At 61.2% G+C, this 16,329-nt stretch carries 14 protein-coding genes; 6 read left to right on the plus strand and 8 right to left on the minus strand.

The window, feature by feature from the left end:
* Nucleotides 1-31 precede the first annotated feature (31 nt).
* Nucleotides 32-1,033: a FecR family protein gene (locus PseuLF5_RS02775; RefSeq protein WP_340132880.1), complete on the minus strand. Its 1,002-nt coding sequence runs from the start codon at nucleotides 1,031-1,033 to the stop codon at nucleotides 32-34.
* Nucleotides 1,034-1,186: 153 nt separating this feature from the next.
* Between PseuLF5_RS02775 and PseuLF5_RS02780 the strand changes: the two genes are divergently transcribed.
* Nucleotides 1,187-1,456: a PepSY domain-containing protein gene (locus PseuLF5_RS02780; protein ID WP_123469008.1), complete on the plus strand. Its 270-nt coding sequence runs from the start codon at nucleotides 1,187-1,189 to the stop codon at nucleotides 1,454-1,456.
* A 57-nt stretch (nucleotides 1,457-1,513) separates the two neighbouring features.
* Here PseuLF5_RS02780 and PseuLF5_RS02785 read toward each other — a convergent pair whose 3' ends face one another.
* Nucleotides 1,514-6,328: a dermonecrotic toxin domain-containing protein gene (locus PseuLF5_RS02785; RefSeq protein ID WP_340132881.1), complete on the minus strand. Its 4,815-nt coding sequence runs from the start codon at nucleotides 6,326-6,328 to the stop codon at nucleotides 1,514-1,516.
* Between the two features lie 257 nt (nucleotides 6,329-6,585).
* On the opposite strand from PseuLF5_RS02785, the gene PseuLF5_RS02790 reads away from it, so the two are divergent.
* A complete protein-coding gene (locus tag PseuLF5_RS02790) occupies nucleotides 6,586-7,626 on the plus strand; it encodes an Ldh family oxidoreductase (RefSeq protein ID WP_128616415.1) in 1,041 nt (346 codons plus the stop codon).
* Between the two features lie 61 nt (nucleotides 7,627-7,687).
* Here PseuLF5_RS02790 and PseuLF5_RS02795 read toward each other — a convergent pair whose 3' ends face one another.
* Nucleotides 7,688-8,005: a DUF883 family protein gene (locus PseuLF5_RS02795; protein WP_123469003.1), complete on the minus strand. Its 318-nt coding sequence runs from the start codon at nucleotides 8,003-8,005 to the stop codon at nucleotides 7,688-7,690.
* A 153-nt stretch (nucleotides 8,006-8,158) separates the two neighbouring features.
* Here PseuLF5_RS02795 and PseuLF5_RS02800 point away from each other — a divergent pair, with 153 nt between their 5' ends.
* A complete protein-coding gene (locus tag PseuLF5_RS02800) occupies nucleotides 8,159-8,413 on the plus strand; it encodes a hypothetical protein (RefSeq protein ID WP_038363082.1) in 255 nt (84 codons plus the stop codon).
* 6 nt (nucleotides 8,414-8,419) lie between these two features.
* Here the strand turns inward: PseuLF5_RS02800 and PseuLF5_RS02805 are convergent, their stop codons facing one another.
* Nucleotides 8,420-9,334, minus strand: coding sequence for a LysR family transcriptional regulator (locus tag PseuLF5_RS02805; RefSeq protein WP_340132882.1), 915 nt, complete (start codon nucleotides 9,332-9,334; stop codon nucleotides 8,420-8,422).
* Between the two features lie 84 nt (nucleotides 9,335-9,418).
* Here PseuLF5_RS02805 and PseuLF5_RS02810 point away from each other — a divergent pair, with 84 nt between their 5' ends.
* The gene (locus tag PseuLF5_RS02810) at nucleotides 9,419-10,342 is read left to right on the plus strand and encodes a carbon-nitrogen hydrolase family protein (RefSeq protein ID WP_123468999.1); all 924 of its coding nucleotides are present in this window, start codon (nucleotides 9,419-9,421) and stop codon (nucleotides 10,340-10,342) included.
* Between the two features lie 21 nt (nucleotides 10,343-10,363).
* On the opposite strand, the gene PseuLF5_RS02815 is transcribed toward PseuLF5_RS02810, so the two are convergent.
* From PseuLF5_RS02815 to PseuLF5_RS02830, 4 genes are all read right to left on the minus strand, one after another.
* On the minus strand, nucleotides 10,364-10,915 hold the full coding sequence (locus PseuLF5_RS02815) for a GNAT family N-acetyltransferase (RefSeq protein ID WP_340132883.1): 552 nt from the start codon (nucleotides 10,913-10,915) through the stop codon (nucleotides 10,364-10,366).
* 52 nt (nucleotides 10,916-10,967) lie between these two features.
* Entirely contained in the window at nucleotides 10,968-11,441 is a 474-nt protein-coding gene (locus PseuLF5_RS02820; RefSeq protein WP_128613710.1) for an LEA type 2 family protein, read from the minus strand.
* A gap of 65 nt (nucleotides 11,442-11,506) precedes the next feature.
* Nucleotides 11,507-12,973, minus strand: coding sequence for a nucleobase:cation symporter-2 family protein (locus PseuLF5_RS02825; protein WP_123468993.1), 1,467 nt, complete (start codon nucleotides 12,971-12,973; stop codon nucleotides 11,507-11,509).
* 274 nt (nucleotides 12,974-13,247) lie between these two features.
* A complete protein-coding gene (locus PseuLF5_RS02830; protein ID WP_340132884.1) occupies nucleotides 13,248-14,141 on the minus strand; it encodes a LysR family transcriptional regulator in 894 nt (297 codons plus the stop codon).
* Between the two features lie 99 nt (nucleotides 14,142-14,240).
* Between PseuLF5_RS02830 and PseuLF5_RS02835 the strand changes: the two genes are divergently transcribed.
* Together PseuLF5_RS02835 and speB are read left to right on the plus strand one after the other, a co-directional pair.
* A complete protein-coding gene (locus PseuLF5_RS02835) occupies nucleotides 14,241-15,332 on the plus strand; it encodes a polyamine ABC transporter substrate-binding protein (protein WP_340132885.1) in 1,092 nt (363 codons plus the stop codon).
* Between the two features lie 18 nt (nucleotides 15,333-15,350).
* On the plus strand, nucleotides 15,351-16,310 hold the full coding sequence (gene speB / locus PseuLF5_RS02840; RefSeq protein WP_123468989.1) for an agmatinase: 960 nt from the start codon (nucleotides 15,351-15,353) through the stop codon (nucleotides 16,308-16,310).
* The last annotated feature ends 19 nt before the right edge of the window (nucleotides 16,311-16,329 follow it).

Here is a 16,329-nt window from a genome sequence, read left to right on the forward strand (position 1 = left end):
TGAAGGCCGCCTTCCACGGGAAGTGCGGCCTTCAGTTTTTTGGCGGTTGCTGCGGGATCGGGTTGATCACCGGATTGCCTTCCTTGTTGCGGGTCAGATAGACCGGCAGCACTTTCGGCAGCGAGCCGGCCAGGTTATTCAGCTCTTTGATGTTGTAAATGCCGCCCACCCGAATCAGCCCGGTGTTGCTGTCGGCCAGCATCAAAGGCGTGTTGAGGTAGCGGTTGATCAGCGGCAGGGCTTCATTGAGCGTCAGGTTGTCCAGCACCAGTTTGCCGCTGCGCCAGGCCAGCGCGGTGTCGTTGGGGTAGGTCTGGCTGATCTGTGGCATGTAGTCGCCGTGTTTGTAACGTGCCTGCATCGACGGCCCAAGGCGCAAGCCATCGCCTGGCAGTGCGGTATTGCTGCTCACCAGCACCGAGCCCTCGATCAGGTTGACCCGCACCTGGTCTTCATACATCCAGACATTGAAACGCGTGCCTGTTACCCGAATCCTGCCTTCGCCTGCGCGAACGACAAACGGGTGCTGCGTGTCATGACTGACGGAAAAAAACGCTTCACCTTTTTTCAGAGTGACGCGCCGTTCGTCCTTGTAGTTGCTGAAGGTCAATTCGGTGTTCAGGTTCAGTTCGAGCTGGCTGCCATCGCTCAGGGTGACCTGGCGCACAGTGTCGGTAGCGGCGTAATGCTGGTAACTGTCGGGCACCCAGCCCAGGTTCCAGCCGGCATAAGCCGCCAGCGGCAGAGCCAGGGTGCAGAGACCGGCGACGACCGCGTATTGCCGCCATGACCGCGGCGGCTGGCGAGGCGCAACATCCACTGCAGTCTCGGGGCGCGGCAGGTGCTCGGCGACTTCCCAGATTTCCAGCATCGCCTCGTACTCGAACGCGTGCAGGGGATGCGCATCACGCCACTGTTCGAAGGCGCGACGCTCCTGGTCCGTGCAGTCGGCCGCGTGCAGACGCATGCACCACTGCGCGGCGGCATCGGTGATCGCATCGTATTCGGTTTCCGAGAGAGTATCTTGGGTCATTGACTCGTCCTGATTTCGCACATTCTAACCTTGACCGGAAGTTGCCGAGAACCTGCGTTATGGCAACTACCCATCAAAGTGGAACTTATTTTTCGCTCCGGCGCCCAAAAAGCGGGACACATTGGAAGACTTAGCCATAAATGGAGTGAAAAAATGATCAAGAACACTTTCGCCGTAGTGATTGCTGCTGCCACGTTGCTTACTGCGGGTGCCGCGATGGCGGACAGACCGGGCGCAGGCTGGGTGACCATCGAAAAAGCCATTGAAATCGTCAAGACCAAGGCCGGTTATGTCGAGGTCTACGAGATCGAAGCCGACAACGACGGTTACTGGAAGGGCGAGGGGCGCAAGGCCGATGGGGCCGTCTACGAGTTCCGCATCGACGGTGCCTCGGGCAATGTGTTGCGGGATCAGAAGGATTGATTCCCTACGCCGCCAATGGAAGCGCAGGTTGTTAAACCTGCGTTTTTTTTTGCGCAATCAGGGCGTGATCGCCGGCGGCGGATCGAGCTGGCGACCCATTTCGCAAATCAGGTGGGCGATCGAATCGGCATTGCGCAAAATCACGTCGATGCGTATGTCCGGCGAACCCTGATCAAGAAACGCCGTGCGTGCCTCGTCAAGCGTCGGGCTCGAGGTCAGATCGAGAATGATTTTGCTCAAGTCTTTGCCGCCAGGGACCTGATCCAGGTTCACATAGGTGTTTCTTGTTCTGCTCCAGTGTGAAAACAGTTCTTCCCTGGGTGTGGCCAATGAAAGCGCCCGACGCTGGAAGGATTGCAGATCGTGTCGCATCGACAGCCCCAGCAGCGTGACGGTCGAAATCAGATCGGCAAACGGTCGGCGCGACTCCAGCGAGGCAATGTCTTCAGCCTTGCAGAACTGGTGGGCGAGCTCGTGAATCAATGTCGCCGCCTGAGCGTGAGCATCGACATCGAAAGGCTGAGTCATTACCGCGTTGTAGCGATCCAGAGCAGGGTTGAAGAAGTGTTCGGTGAAATGCACCCGTTTGCGCTGATCGTTATTGAGCACGAATGCAATGATTGATGAGTAGGTGGTGTTCGAACCGACGACGAAGCGGTCGGTGTTCATCAGGTCGTCATCCGGGTCCACCAGTGCGTTGCAAATGGGCACGATTGCATTGTGGATTTTTTTCAATAGCCTGGTATCCACTTGCTGCACACCAAAAAAATCTCTGAAGAACGCCTCCAGTCGAAGACTCGGGGCATTGTTTTTCAAGAGCGCCAGATTGTGCAAACTGTTGAAGGCGTAGAACCGCGCCAGGTCGACGGCCTGCTGGATAGCCTGAGCTTTTCGTGGATGCTGTGCCTGAATATCCTTCATCCCGACGGCCTCGATGTTCAGAACCGCCCGACGCTCTCGCTCGAGTCTGTAGGGCTCGTACAGTCTGGAGACGACTTTGCCGAAGTGAGCGGTATGCCGGTCGGCAGCGATCACCAGGTGCGTACCGTGCATTCTTAACGACGGGCCACGCGTGGCACCGTTGACCAGTTGCCAGACGGCGCCGGGTTGTTCGACACCATAGACTTTGCCTCCGACGGTGGCGTAGCTGTGTCCGCTTGTGGTGTCTTCGTAAACCCCGGTCCTGCGATTGTGCTTGAGGTCTGCGAGGGCCACCGCGTGGGTTTCGAATGACTGCAACTCGGTGCGCAGCGGGGAAGTCGTGCGCATGTGATGCCATGTCGGTGCTTTCGCGGCGGACGGCGACGTCGCGTCTTCAACGGCTGGCGCTTCGACCCTGGCCGGCACGTCTTCGGCGTCCTGCAAACTCTCGCGACTCAAACTCAGCATCTGCACGGCGCCGCCAATGAACGCCTGCAAGGCCTGTTTCCAGTGGTGGTCCTGGAGGGCTTCGGCCGAATCCTTGAAGTCTTTGTAGGCTTGCCAGAGAAACGTCACGTAAGACAACTTGCCCGGCAACAATCTGGACAGCAGGTGGATACCCTTGCTGAACAGATTCTTCGCAGCCTCCCAGTCATCTTGCGCCGCAGGGAGGGACTGACAGCCGAGAAAGCGCTGCAGCAGCGCAAGGTTGTCAGTGAACAATCGGGCCAGCAGGTTGCCCTGAACAGGGATCCCGACGTGGACCATTTCACTGGTTTCGCCAACGCTGGATTGCAGCAGCCGTTGAAACACAGCCTGCTGCTCCGTTGGCAAGCGGCGCAGCAGCAGGTCCTGCAAGGCCCCCGGTTTGTTCAGGGCGGCGATCAACCCCTGCGGTTCCTCGAACTCATGGAACACCTCGTCGGCATACAGTGAATAAAGCACCAACGGGCCTTGATCTCCGTTACCCGGTCCAATCACGTACAGGCCCGGAACTTCCACGGCCGTCACTCCGGCCGTCTTGACCAGCGACAACGGTGCGACAAGCGCATGCGCACCCTCGACCGTCGCGCGTGCAACGCCGTCGGGCATGTCGAACACCTGACAGAGGTAGTCGAATGCCTTGGCGGACAATCGCTGTTGCAGTTTCAATCCGTGGGCGTGTTGCAGCAATTGCCAGGGCAGTTGCCGAAGGAAGCGCTGTTTACGCACTTCGGCACCGTCGCTGCCGGGCGCTAGCGCTTTCGCCACCTGTTGGCCGTAGGTGGTGGAAATGTCCAGCGACAGCAGCAAGCGCCGCACAGCGTTTTGATCAAAGCCTTGGGGTAACGCCTGCGTGGTGGTGGAGGCGACCTTGAATCCGGTGCCCTGAGCCACGTTGATATGGTTCAGGGCAAACTCGCTGAGCGGGCGTGGGGGCCCTGCCAGGGCGAGGTTGGGCGTGATCCTGATCTGTTTCGGCTCGAGCCGGTTACCGGGAAAGCGTTGATCGAGCAGCGTCTTCAAGCGTCGGTCTACGTAGTTGGCAAGGTCGGGGAGGTCACTGAGGTAATCCTTGTGATCGGTGACACTGTGGCGCCATTGCTCGAGCAGCTCCAGATGCCGTTGTTGATCCTGTGGCGACGCCATGCCCAGCCAGGCAGGCAGCGACTGCTGCTGGTCAATGGCCTTGCCCAGTTGAAGGGTGCGCAGCAGGTTGGTGTCGATCACGGTTTTTTTCAGCGTCGTCAGGACCGATGCCAGGCGGCTGTCGCCGTGCAGGCGCTGGCGAGCCTGATCGCAGCGCGCAAGAAAATACTCGATCGCCGATTGCATCGAATGTCGGGACACATCGCCTTTGATCAGTTGCAGTGCACCCAAGGTGTAGTCCTGGTGGAACTGGCGATCTTTCGGGGCAAGATTTTCGACGAGGGCAAGGCGTCCCACACTGTCTTTCAGTCGCTGGTTCAGCACTCGTCGTGCATCGACGATGTCGGTAAAAACCTCAAGCCCCGTCGCGGGTGTCCACAGCACGGCGTGCCCCGAGTGTGCCGCATCGAGGCCGCCGCGTTCGGTCAGCATCACGCAGTGTGCCAGCGGCAATTGCGTCTGCCCTGAGGCACTGTCGAGGGTCAGCGACCAGGCATCTGGCCGGAAGCCGTTGAGCGAGCCCCGGTTATCGCGGTTGGCGTGCTCGGTGGTGAATACCGTATCGACTATTGCCTTGATGTCGGCCCTGAGCGAGCCACTCAGCACCCGCAACTGCGCCTCCCCCGTGATCCCTTCCACCCAGCCGTCGGCGAGCAGTGGTTGCAGATTTTCAAGATACCGGCGCTGCTCGGTCACAACGGCACTGGGCTGAACCCGGAACGCGCCGGCGAGCAAGGCTTCGCGGTTGGCAAGGGTGCGTACCCGCTCGCGGGTTTTTTCCGCCAGCACCATGGACATCTGTTGTACCCCAGGCAGTGCCGGGCGGGTGGACCAGCGTTCGCCGGTGTTCAGTTCCAGCAAGCGTTCATGGATCATCGAGCGAATATCCAGCGCCTTGTCGAACAGTGCATGGATATCGACGGTGCCATCGCTGAGGCTGAACATCTGCAAGGCGAATTCGATGTTCTTGCGTTGCTTGGTAATGATCGCCTCGAACAGCACGGCGAAGGTCTCGCCGGCGAGACTTTCTCCGCTGACATGCGGGTTGCCGAAGCCAATGAAGCGTTTGCGCTCTTCCAGGCTCAGCAGACCGAACAGTTCGTCTTCATGGCCGGGCGCGAGAAACTTGCTGTGCACGGTGTCCTTCAGATCGTTGTAGTCCTGGAGCACCTGCAAGCCCATGCTCGGGGTGTAAAGAAAGGCGTTGGCATGGCTGATCATCAGCGAGCCCGCCAGTTCGACGTAATTGGGTTCGTACTCCCACAAACGCACGTTTTCCAGGATCGGACGGCCGCCCGGCAGGCTCGCGGGACTGATCATCTGGTGCAGGGTGGCAAACTGGCTGGCAGTGAGGATTTCGCTTTCGCGTTTGATCATCAGGTCGGCCCGAGCCTGTTCCGTCAGGGCCTTGGCGAAAAAGACGCGGCGCGGCGAACCGTCGGCGGAGGGTCCATCCCAATAGCGTTCCATTTCGCGAAACAGCCACATCACCAGTTTGCCCGCCACTTCCTTGAGGGCGGCTTCCCAGGTGGCCTGGTCACCGCTGGCAGGGTCATGGCCCGGATTGGAGAACTCGTGCAACCGGTTCGCCGGCCAGCCACGGTGATACAGCCTCAGCACCGCTTCACTCAGACTCATTGAGTCGTGCCAGTGTTTACCGGTCTCCGGGGCGCTGCCGTCGGCCTGCACAACGCTATAGAAGCTGACGCGCGACAGCGTCTGCTCAATGTTGGGGAAGTGCGGGCTGAGCCGGCCATCGAGAATCTTCTCCAGCAACGAGGCCAGAGACGGCAGTTGTTTCAACTCATCGAGCATGGCTTCGGCGTTCAGTTGCTGAGCCGCCTGAATCGCGGCGCCCTGATGAGCAAAAATATCGCCTTCGATGGTTTCGTAACTCAGCGTCAGGCGACTGTGGGCGGTCACCTGCCGGCGCTGGGCCAAGGCCAGAAACGCGAACATGTCGTCATCCTCATCCGTGCTTTCCAGATGGTTGCGCAACGCTGTCTGCAGGGCCGGGAGGCTGTCGTATTTCTTGATGCCGCCGTACGGGGTATAGAGGATGGCACCGCAGTCGTCCGGCGTTGCACTGAGGATGAAAACCCCGGCCAATGTCAGGGCGGGCAGGGAGCCTGCCTTGATTTGAACGCTTTGGGCCAGCATCGGTGGCGACTGTTGGCTGCGCAGTGCCTGGGTCACCAGCGTGACATGGGCCAACCAGTCGAAATCTTTGTCGTTCAGGCCGTGGGTCTTGCCGAGTTCTGCCCTCAGCCCCTTGTATTTCAGGGCTTCGGGAAATAACAGCGCAGCGACGGGATTGAGCATCTTCAAGTCTCTTTGCGGGGCGCACTGATGAGCGCCGTCAGAAGGAGGCACGAGACTAGGAGGGGGGCGCGATTCACAGGTGGTAGATAGTTATTGCACGTTGCAGGTAAATGTCTGTCAGGCGGGTGCGCGGCGGGCACGCTCGCGATGATCGCGGCGTTATTGAGGGTTGACAGGCGGCAGCCCGGGCATGGTTAATCGACTGGCAAATTGTCCATACGCTGTTGTTCCCTCCAATAATCATTCTGGAGCTTCAGATGTCTGCGCCACACGATCATGTGTCCTCTGCTGCCTCGTCGTCGGTATCTCTCGACGCGCTGACGCAACTGCTTGAAACGATTTTCCTGCGCCACGGCACGTCTGACGAAGTGGCCCGGGTGCTGGCCGCCAACTGCGCCAGTGCCGAGCGCGATGGTGCCCATAGCCACGGTGTCTTCCGGATTCCCGGATACGTCTCGACCCTGAAAAGCGGCTGGGTCAATGGCCATGCCGTGCCGCAGGTGGAAGACGTGGCTTCAGGGTTTGTCCGGGTCGACGCCGGCAACGGGTTTGCCCAACCGGCACTGGCCGCCGCCCGGTCATTGCTGGTGGAGAAGGCGCGCCAGGCGGGGATCGCGGTGTTGGCGATTCGCAACTCCCATCACTTCGCCGCACTGTGGCCGGATGTCGAACCTTTTGCCGATGAAGGCCTGGTCGCGCTGAGTGTGGTCAACAGCATGACCTGCGTGGTGCCGCACGGCGCCGACCGCCCGCTGTTCGGCACTAACCCGATCGCCTTTGCCGCACCGCGCGCCGGTGCCGCACCGATTGTCTTCGACCTCGCCACCAGCGCCATCGCCCATGGCGATGTGCAGATCGCCGCGCGCAAGGGCGAACGATTGCCGGCAGGCATGGGGGTGGACAGCCTCGGCCAGCCGACCCAGGACCCCAAAGCGATTCTTGAAGGCGGCGCGCTGTTGCCGTTTGGCGGGCACAAGGGCTCGGCGCTGTCGATGATGGTGGAACTGCTGGCAGCGGCGCTGACGGGCGGCAACTTTTCTTTCGAGTTTGACTGGTCCGGGCACCCCGGCGCGAAAACCCCGTGGACCGGGCAATTGCTGATCGTCATCGACCCGAGCAAGGCGGCCGGGCAGAGTTTTGCCGAGCGTAGCGAAGAGTTGGTGCGGCAGATGCACGGTGTCGGGCTCAAGCGTTTGCCCGGTGATCGTCGACACGCCCAGCGCGCCCGTTCACTGGCCGAAGGCATCCTGCTGGATCAGCAGACGCTGGCGCAGTTGCGCGAACTGGCAGGACAGTAATTTCGCTGCGCGCAAGAAAAAGGCGAGCCCTGAGGCTCGCCTTTCGTTGTCTGCCAGTTGCTTAACGGCGGCCCAGCAACAAGCCGACCACCAGACCGAAACCGGCCGAGATGGCCACGGTCTGCCACGGATGGCCGCCGATGTAGTTCTCGGTGGCATCGACCGCCGGTTTGGTGCGATCGCGCACGCTCGATACCGAGTCCAGCGCCTGCTGCAGTTTCACAGCGATTTGTCCGCGCAGGGTTTCCGCTTCTTCGCCGATCAGTGAAGCGCTGCTTTTGAGCAGTTTGTCCGACTCTTCGATCAGAGCCTGAAGTTCGCTGAAGGCTTGATCCTTGATTTGGTCTTCGGCAGCTTGCACGGCGGATTTCCGGGCCATTGGGTGACTCCTTGCAGTTGAATGGACAGTGATCAATGGAGTATGGCGGTACTTGAAAAGTTGCACCGAATTTCTCCTGGAAGAAAAACCAGCGCCGGAGATTTACACCAAGCGTGTAAGATGTCGCCATTTTACGCAGCAGGATAATTCCCCATGAGTTTCAATCTGGCCGACAAATCCCTCGCCGAGCGCGCCGCGCTGGAAGACGAGAAATCCCGTCTGTTCGAACTCTGGCAGAACAATCTGGGCAAAGCCAAAGGCGAAGCCGCACGGTTGTTCGGTGAGCGTGCCAAGCGCAAGGGGAAGTGGGCCGAATGGGTCCGCGCGGAACTGGACGGCATGTCGCCACCGGAGTTCGCCAACATGGTACGCAGTGAGGTCAACCGTTTGATGGCTGCCAACAAGTAAGCAGCCTTAATCGCGGGCGAAACAGCGAACAATCGCTTCACGCACTTTCACCACCACCGGGTCGGTCTGGGCGTTGGTGCGCCAACCCAGTTCAATCGGATAACGCGGCAAGGCCAGAGGGCAGGGCAGCACGCTCAGCCCACTGAGCGCCGCGATGCTCCGGGCGGCATGTGCCGGAATCGTCGCCACTGCCTGACTGCCCGTGAGCAGATACGGCAGCGCGGCAAAATGCGTGGTCGAGGCACAGACGCGTCGACTCAGGCCCAGCGCGGCCAGGCCCTCATCGGTAATGCCGATAAAGCCGCCGGACGACACCAGCAGGTGCTCGCGGGCGACGAACGCCTCCAGGTCCATTTGCGGCTGGCCGGGCACCAGACTCGCAGGATCGACCAGACAGGCATAACCGCCTTCACCCAATACCTGACGGCTGAGCAGACGTTCGGCAAAGCCGCCAGCGGTGATCGCCAGATCGAAATGGCGCTCCATCAGCGCCCGGGCGACGATCTGACTGTGGGTCTGACGGAAAATCAGCCGCAGTTTCGGCGCACTGTGGGCGATTTCCTCGATCAGGCGCCGGCCGTAGGCAATTTCGAAATCATCCGACAGGCCGATCGTCACTGAGCGGCCCTCGTAGTGCTCGGTGGTCGGGTCGATCATGGCCAGGCTCTGCCGACACTTGTTCAGTGCCTCGCTGACCACCGGTTTCAACTGATCGGCCTTGAGCGTCGGCGCCAGTCCGCGCCCGGTGCGCACGAACAATTGATCACCATAGACTTCACGCAAGCGGCGCAATGCCGCGCTGACGGCCGATTGGGTGACGCCCAGCCGCAGCGCTGCGCGGCTGGCACTGGATTCTTCATGCAGGGCTTCGAAGACTTTCAGCAGATTGAGGTCGACGGCAGCGATATTTATTTGGCTCATATCATTCAGCAGTGAACGGGGCTTTATTCATGATCGCGTGGCGCCGGACAATCAGCAACCTCTGAACCTGATGGAGTCACCGCGATGCCCAAATCAATTGTTGCTGCCTTGCAGATCGGCGCCTTGCCCGGTGGTAAAGGCGAAACCCTGGAACAGATCCTGAGCTGGGAAACCGCGATTATCGAATCCGGCGCAGCCCTGGTGGTGATGCCCGAAGCGTTGCTCGGCGGTTATCCGAAAGGCGAAGGCTTCGGCACGCAACTGGGCTATCGCTTGCCGGAAGGCCGTGAGGCTTATGCGCGGTATTTCGCCAACGCGATCAATGTGCCGGGCGCCGAAACCGAGGCCCTGGCCGGTCTGTCGGCGCGCACCGGCGCCCATCTGGTCATTGGTGTTATCGAACGTGCGGGCAGTACGTTGCATTGCACGGCCCTGTATTTCGATCCGCAAGCCGGGCTGTTGGCCAAGCACCGCAAGCTGATGCCGACCGGCACTGAGCGCCTGATCTGGGGCAAGGGTGACGGCTCGACGCTGCCGGTGCTCGACACCCAGGTCGGCAAGCTCGGCGCGGTGGTGTGTTGGGAAAACATGATGCCGCTGCTGCGCACGGCGATGTATGCCAAAGGCATCGAAGTGTGGTGCGCGCCGACAGTGGATGAGCGGGAGATGTGGCAGGTCAGCATGCGTCACATCGCCCATGAGGGCCGCTGTTTTGTGGTCAGCGCCTGTCAGGTGCAGGCGTCGCCGCAGGCTCTGGGGGTGGAGATTGCGAACTGGCCGGCGGATCGTCCGCTGATTGCCGGCGGCAGCGTGATCGTCGGGCCAATGGGCGATGTGTTGGCCGGGCCATTGCGTGGCGAGGCCGGGTTGTTGACCGCCGAAATCGACACCGATGAACTGGTTCGCGCCCGCTATGACTATGACGTGGTCGGCCATTACGCCCGACCGGATGTGTTCGAACTGTCCGTTGACGAGCGAGCGAAACCCGGCGTGCGCTTCACCTCATGATTTGCCGCTGGCCGCAGACCTTCAGGGGTTGCGCTGTTGCAGCCATTGCTCGCGGGTGATTTCCCAGATTTCCCGAGGCAGGCGGCCGGCGACGAAATCGTCTTCATCGGTTCGGATCAGGCGCATGCCGGCGCGCTCGGACAGCCTGCGCGAGCCGAGGTTCGGCGCGGCTTTCGGCACGCGCATCAGCGGGCGATTGAGCGTTTTGAACCAGTAATCGGTTACCGCCACGCTGGCTTCAGTCATCAAACCCTGACCTTGCCACGCCGGCGCCAGCCAGAAGCCACGATGATTGTCCGGTTGATCCATCAGGCTGATAGCGCCGATCAACTGTTGCGGTGCGCGCTGGAGGCGAATCGACCAGTGCCACTCCTGGCCCGCCGCCACCGCTGGCAAGGCGATGTCACGCAGATAGCTGAGCGCACCATCCTCAGGGTAGGGCCAGGGAACGGCAACGTTCAGATAGCGCACGACTTCCCAGTGCGGGAACTGGCGTTGCACGGCTTCGGCGTCCTCCAGTTGCAGCGGGCGCAGGATCAGCCGTTCGGTGTACAGCGTCGGTGTGTCTTCCATAAACCAGCGGCCTCCATGAGTGTTCTGGACGAACGTGCAGGCTAGCGCATTTTTACCAGGTCGCGGCACTGGCCTTGGGCAGGCTGAGCTTGCCACTGTCGACGAAACGCATGGTGCCGAACAAACCGCCGGCAAGTTTGCCGTGCAGCACGTAGGGCAGGTTATCGAGGGTTTGGGTCTGGCTCAGGCCCAGGGTCTGGCGCAACACCGAGAACGCGGAAATGCTCACCGGCACGCTGACGATGGTTTCGGAAAAACGCGGGATCGAACCGCTCTGATCACTGACCCCCGACGCCAGTGAATGGCCGTTGACCTCCAGATCCAGGGCAATGCCGTTGTAGTCGATGGCGGTTTCGTTGGGGTTCTGCACGCGCAACTTGATCGCGAAGCGCACTTCCAGATCCTGGCTCGGCAACGGTTCGAGGCCGACCACGTTGATGTTGACCGGATCGCGGTTGGGAAACAGCGCGCAGGCACTGAGGGACAGCAGGAGCAGTGACAGAATGACAGCGTGGACGCGGCGCATAAGCGGTCTCTCAACAAAAAAGGGCTGAACCGTCGCCGGCTCAGCCCTTTTTCAAGGCGTAGCGTTCAGCGGTTCAACTGTGCGACAGCCACAGGTTGGCCAGGTTCACCTTTGGCCGCAACATCGGGGTTTTCCATGACCTGAAGAATAGAAGCTTCCGGGTCGAAGTCGTCTTCTTCCAGCTCGATGAATTCTTCTGGCAGAAAGAGGTTCAGCACGATTGCGCACAATGCGCCGACGGTGATTGGCGATTCGAAGATGTTGCGCAGTGCCTGTGGCAGTTCGCGCAGCACTTGCGGTACGGCGGCGATGCCCAGGCCCATGCCGATTGAGATCGCCACGATCAGCATGTTGCGCCGATGCAGGCCCGCCTCGGCAAGGATCTTGATCCCGGCCACGGCCACGGTGCCGAACATCACCAGCTCGGCGCCGCCGAGCACCGGTTTCGGCATCAGTTGCAGCACCGCGCCAATCATCGGGAACAGCCCCAGCAGCACCAGCAGGCCGGCGATGAAAAACGCGACGTATCGACTGGCCACGCCGGTGAGCTGGATCACCCCGTTATTCTGCGCAAAGGTCACCATTGGCATGCTGTTGAACACGGCCGCCATGGCCGAGTTCAGGCCGTCGGCGAGCAGGCCGGATTTGATCCGGCGGATGTACAGCGGGCCTTTGACCGGTTGCCGCGAGATCATCGAGTTGGCCGTCAGATCGCCTGCGGCCTCCAGCGGCGACACGAGGAAAATCACCGCCACCGGCACGAACGCCACCCAGTCGAAGTTGAAACCGTACTTGAACGGCACGGGCACGCTGACCAGCGGCACCTCGGGCAGGCTGGCGAAATCCACGGTGCCCATCAGCCACGCGACCACGTAACCGAGGGTCAGGCCAATGACGATGGCACCCAGACGCAGGAAGGGCACATCGACGCGGTTCAGCACGACGATGGTGCCCAGCACCAGTGCCGCGAGGAACACATGGCTGGCTGCGCCGAGATCCGCTGCACCGAAACCGCCAGCGATGTCGGTCATCGCCACTTTGATCAGCGACAGGCCCATCAGGGTGATGATGGTGCCGGTGACCACCGGGGTGATCAGCATGCGCAATTTGCCGATGAACTGGCTCAGCACCACCTCGATAAACGCGGCGAAAAAACACACGCCGAAGATCGTCGAGAGGATTTCATCGGTGCCGCCGCCCCGCGCCTTGACCATGAACCCGGCGCTGAGAATCACGCTGATAAAAGAGAAACTGGTGCCTTGCAGGCACAGCAGGCCCGACCCGACCGGGCCGAAACGTTTGGCCTGCACGAAGGTGCCGAGGCCGGAAACGAACAGCGCCATGCTGATCAGGTAGGGAATTTCGCTGTGCAGGCCGAGGGCGCCGCCCATGATCAGGGTCGGCGTGATGATGCCGACGAAGCTGGCCAGTACGTGTTGCAGCGCGGCGAACACAGTGGCGGTGAGGTGCGGGCGATCGTTGAGGCCGTAGATCAGGTCGTTGTTGCGCGGGGCTTTTTCAGAGGCGGTCATGGTGGTTTGCGTGCCGCGAGGCGGGGCCGGGTCAGAAAATGGAGGCGCAGGATGCCGGAAGCGGTCGGCGAGGGCAACGAGCAATAACTGCCTGAAAGGTCAGGTTTTATTGGGGGAGGTGCTTATCGGCCCAACCTGACACACCGCATTGTGGCGCGGGAGCGTGCTCGCGCTCGGCGGCGCAGCAGCCGTAAATGGGGGCATGGCTTAAAAAACCAGGGGCCGCTGCGCAGCCCGGCGCAAGCAAGCTCCCGCGCCGCACGTGGGCTGTGTGTCAGGAGAAGGCCGCGAGCAAATCCTCCTCAAACGCCTTTTGCGCATCCCCCGGCACCTGCGCGCGATGCCGGGCCAGATGAAACGCCACCTCAAAACTCAACTCTCCTTCACGCACCGGCCGCAACAGGCCTCTGTCTTGCCAGCTGCGCGCATAGTGTTCGGGCAGATAGCCCACGTGTTTGCCGGACAGGATAAAGGCCAGCGTGCCTTCCACCTGTTCCGAGCGCGCCGAACAGACCTTGCCCTGAAACGGCTCGTCACTGCGCAAAAAACGGTACGGGTGATCGACCCGGTCACAGGCGGCCAAGGCCTCGTCGCCGGGCGAAGCGTCGGTGAATAACGGATGCCCCGGTGCACAGTACAAATGCTGGGTTTCACTGAACAACTGGCGATAGTCGAAAGCGCTCTGTGCCTGAGAGAAGTAACCGATCGCCAGATCCAGCCGTTGCTGCAGTAACAGGCGCTCCATCTCACCGGGCATCGCGCTGATCAGCTCGATGCGCACCGATTCATCGCGTTCGCGAAAACGCCGGATCGCCACAGCCACGCGTTGCAGCACGGATTGATCGACCGCCTCGGAAATGCCCAGTCGCACCTCGCCAATCAGCCGCCCGGCGACGCCGTTGGAACGATGGCGAAAGGTTTCGATCGACTCGAACAGGCTGCGGATGGCAATCAACAATTGCTCACCCTTGGGCGTGACGCTGAAACCCGCCTTGCCACGGCTGCACAGGCGATAGCCCAGGCGCGTTTCCAGCCTGGCCATTTGCTGGCTGATGCTCGACTGGCTCAGGCCCAATTCACCTTGGGCGGCGCTGAATCCGCCGCACTCGACCACGCTGACAAACAGGCGCAGCAACTGCAGATCAATGTCGTGAAGCTGGCCGAGCATCACATTACTCCGGGGTAAAGTCAGGATAATTATTTCGCTATTTTTCTAATGTATCCGACGGCGCATCCTGCCACCACTTCCTCCGGTCAGGTGTTCGTCATGGCTCCCGTGTTCAAGCTGTGTTTCCCCGCGCTGTTGTTGTCCGTGGTCATCCATGCCCAGGCCGAGGACAAAACCCTCAACCTCTACAGCTGGGCCGATTACGTGCCGCCGCACACCCTGCAGCGTTTCGAGCAGAAGACCGGCATTCACGTGCGTTACGACACTTTCGATACCTCCGAGGTGCTGGAAACCAAATTGCTCACCGGTGGCAGCGGTTATGACGTGGTCGTGCCGTCCTCCACTGTGTTGGCGCGCGGATTGGCTGCCGGCGCGTTGCAAGAAATCCGCCACGACGGACTCAAGGGTTACGCCAATCTGGACCCGGATCTGCTGGAAAAGCTCGCCGCCGTCGATCCCGGCAATCGCTACGGCGTGCCGTACACCTGGGGCACGCTCGGCCTGGGTATGAACGTCGAGGCGGTGAAGCAGCGGCTGCCAGATGTTCCGCTTAACAGTCTCGACCTGCTGTTCAAGCCCGAATACGCCAGCAAGCTCAAGGATTGCGGCATTGCCATTCTGGATTCGCCGCAGGAAGTCATCGGCCTGGCACTGCATTACCTCGGTAAAGATCCCTACAGCACCGAGCGCAATGATCTGGCCGCCGCCCAGACGCTACTGCAGAAATTGCAGCCGTCAGTGTTGTACGTCGCCACCGGCCGGCAGATCAACGATCTGGCCAGCGGCAACGTGTGTCTGGCGCTGACCTATAACGGCGACGCGAGCATGGCCGCCGATCAGGCCCGCAAGGCCGGCAAGCCGTTCGAGGTCGCCTACCGTATTCCACAGGAGGGCACGCTGGTGTGGCAGGACAACCTGGCCATCCCCAAAGACGCGCCGCACCCGGACGCTGCGCGAGCATTCATCGAATTCATGCTGCGCCCCGACTCGGTGGCCGAGCTGACCAATACGCTGTTCTTCGCCACCGCCAACCAGGCTGCGACGCCGCTGGTGGATGAAGCCGTGCGCAGCGACCCCGACATTTACCCGCCGGCCGCCGTGCGCGAACGGCTGTACGCCGACCGCAGCATGAGCCTCAAGGACATGCGTCAGCGCACCCGTTTGTGGACCACTTTCCGTAGCCATCAATAACACCAGGAGTGAACCGAGATGGACGTGCCCATGCAAAACGATCAGGCCATCACGCGCGACAGCCTCTACGGCACTGCCGCCGAAAGCACCTACGCCGGGATCACCAGTTTCATGCGCCGACGCTACAGCCGCGACTTGCGCGGCGTTGACGTGGCGGTCAGCGGTGTGCCGTTCGACACCGCCACCAGCAACCGCCCCGGCGCGCGTTTCGGCCCGCGCGGGATTCGCGCGGCGTCCACCGGGATTGCCTGGGAGCGCCACTGGCCGTGGACGTTCGATCCGTTCGATCATCTGGCGGTGATCGACTATGGCGACTGCGACTTCGATTACGGTTCGCCGCACAGCATTCCAGAAAGCATCGAAGCCCATGCCGAACACATCCTCAATGCCGGCAGCGCGATGCTGACCTTCGGAGGCGATCATTTCATCAGCTATCCATTGCTCAAGGCGCATGCACGCAAGCATGGCACGCTGTCGTTGATCCACTTCGATGCACACAGCGACACCTGGCCGGACGAGGCGGGCAAACGGGTCGATCACGGCACCATGTTCTGGCACGCGGCGCGGGAAGGGCTGGTCGATCCGGCGCGCTCGGTGCAGATCGGGTTGCGCACGACCAACGACGATCACATGGGATTTCAGGTGCTCGATGCGCGGCAGGTGCATCGGCGTGGCTGCGAGGCGATTGTCGAGGCCATCCGCGCCCGGGTGGGCGATAACCCGGTGTACCTGACGTTCGACATCGACTGCCTCGATCCGGCCTTTGCGCCAGGCACCGGTACGCCGGTGTGCGGTGGCTTGAGTACGGTGCAGGCGCTGGAGATTCTGGGCGGTTTGCGCGGGATCAATCTGGTCGGCATGGACGTGGTGGAAGTGGCCCCGGCCTACGATCATGCCGACCTGACCTCGCTCGCCGCAGCGACCCTGGCGATGGAAATGCTCTGCCTCTATGCGGCCCGACACAAAGTCGACGTCTGACACCCTGTAGAGACGGCTA

Source organism: Pseudomonas sp. LF-5 (assembly GCF_037626295.1).
Lineage (GTDB): Bacteria > Pseudomonadota > Gammaproteobacteria > Pseudomonadales > Pseudomonadaceae > Aquipseudomonas > Aquipseudomonas monsensis.

Excerpts from the sequence above, each read along its gene's own strand:
- PseuLF5_RS02775 (WP_340132880.1), bottom strand. The coding sequence starts at position 1,033 with ATGACCCAAGATACTCTCTCGGAAACCGAATACGATGCGATCACCGAT.
- PseuLF5_RS02780 (WP_123469008.1), top strand. The coding sequence starts at position 1,187 with ATGATCAAGAACACTTTCGCCGTAGTGATTGCTGCTGCCACGTTGCTT.
- PseuLF5_RS02785 (WP_340132881.1), bottom strand. The coding sequence starts at position 6,328 with ATGCTCAATCCCGTCGCTGCGCTGTTATTTCCCGAAGCCCTGAAATAC.
- PseuLF5_RS02790 (WP_128616415.1), top strand. The coding sequence starts at position 6,586 with ATGTCTGCGCCACACGATCATGTGTCCTCTGCTGCCTCGTCGTCGGTA.
- PseuLF5_RS02795 (WP_123469003.1), bottom strand. The coding sequence starts at position 8,005 with ATGGCCCGGAAATCCGCCGTGCAAGCTGCCGAAGACCAAATCAAGGAT.
- PseuLF5_RS02800 (WP_038363082.1), top strand. The coding sequence starts at position 8,159 with ATGAGTTTCAATCTGGCCGACAAATCCCTCGCCGAGCGCGCCGCGCTG.
- PseuLF5_RS02805 (WP_340132882.1), bottom strand. The coding sequence starts at position 9,334 with ATGAGCCAAATAAATATCGCTGCCGTCGACCTCAATCTGCTGAAAGTC.
- PseuLF5_RS02810 (WP_123468999.1), top strand. The coding sequence starts at position 9,419 with ATGCCCAAATCAATTGTTGCTGCCTTGCAGATCGGCGCCTTGCCCGGT.
- PseuLF5_RS02815 (WP_340132883.1), bottom strand. The coding sequence starts at position 10,915 with ATGGAAGACACACCGACGCTGTACACCGAACGGCTGATCCTGCGCCCG.
- PseuLF5_RS02820 (WP_128613710.1), bottom strand. The coding sequence starts at position 11,441 with ATGCGCCGCGTCCACGCTGTCATTCTGTCACTGCTCCTGCTGTCCCTC.
- PseuLF5_RS02825 (WP_123468993.1), bottom strand. The coding sequence starts at position 12,973 with ATGACCGCCTCTGAAAAAGCCCCGCGCAACAACGACCTGATCTACGGC.
- PseuLF5_RS02830 (WP_340132884.1), bottom strand. The coding sequence starts at position 14,141 with ATGCTCGGCCAGCTTCACGACATTGATCTGCAGTTGCTGCGCCTGTTT.
- PseuLF5_RS02835 (WP_340132885.1), top strand. The coding sequence starts at position 14,241 with ATGGCTCCCGTGTTCAAGCTGTGTTTCCCCGCGCTGTTGTTGTCCGTG.
- speB (WP_123468989.1), top strand. The coding sequence starts at position 15,351 with ATGGACGTGCCCATGCAAAACGATCAGGCCATCACGCGCGACAGCCTC.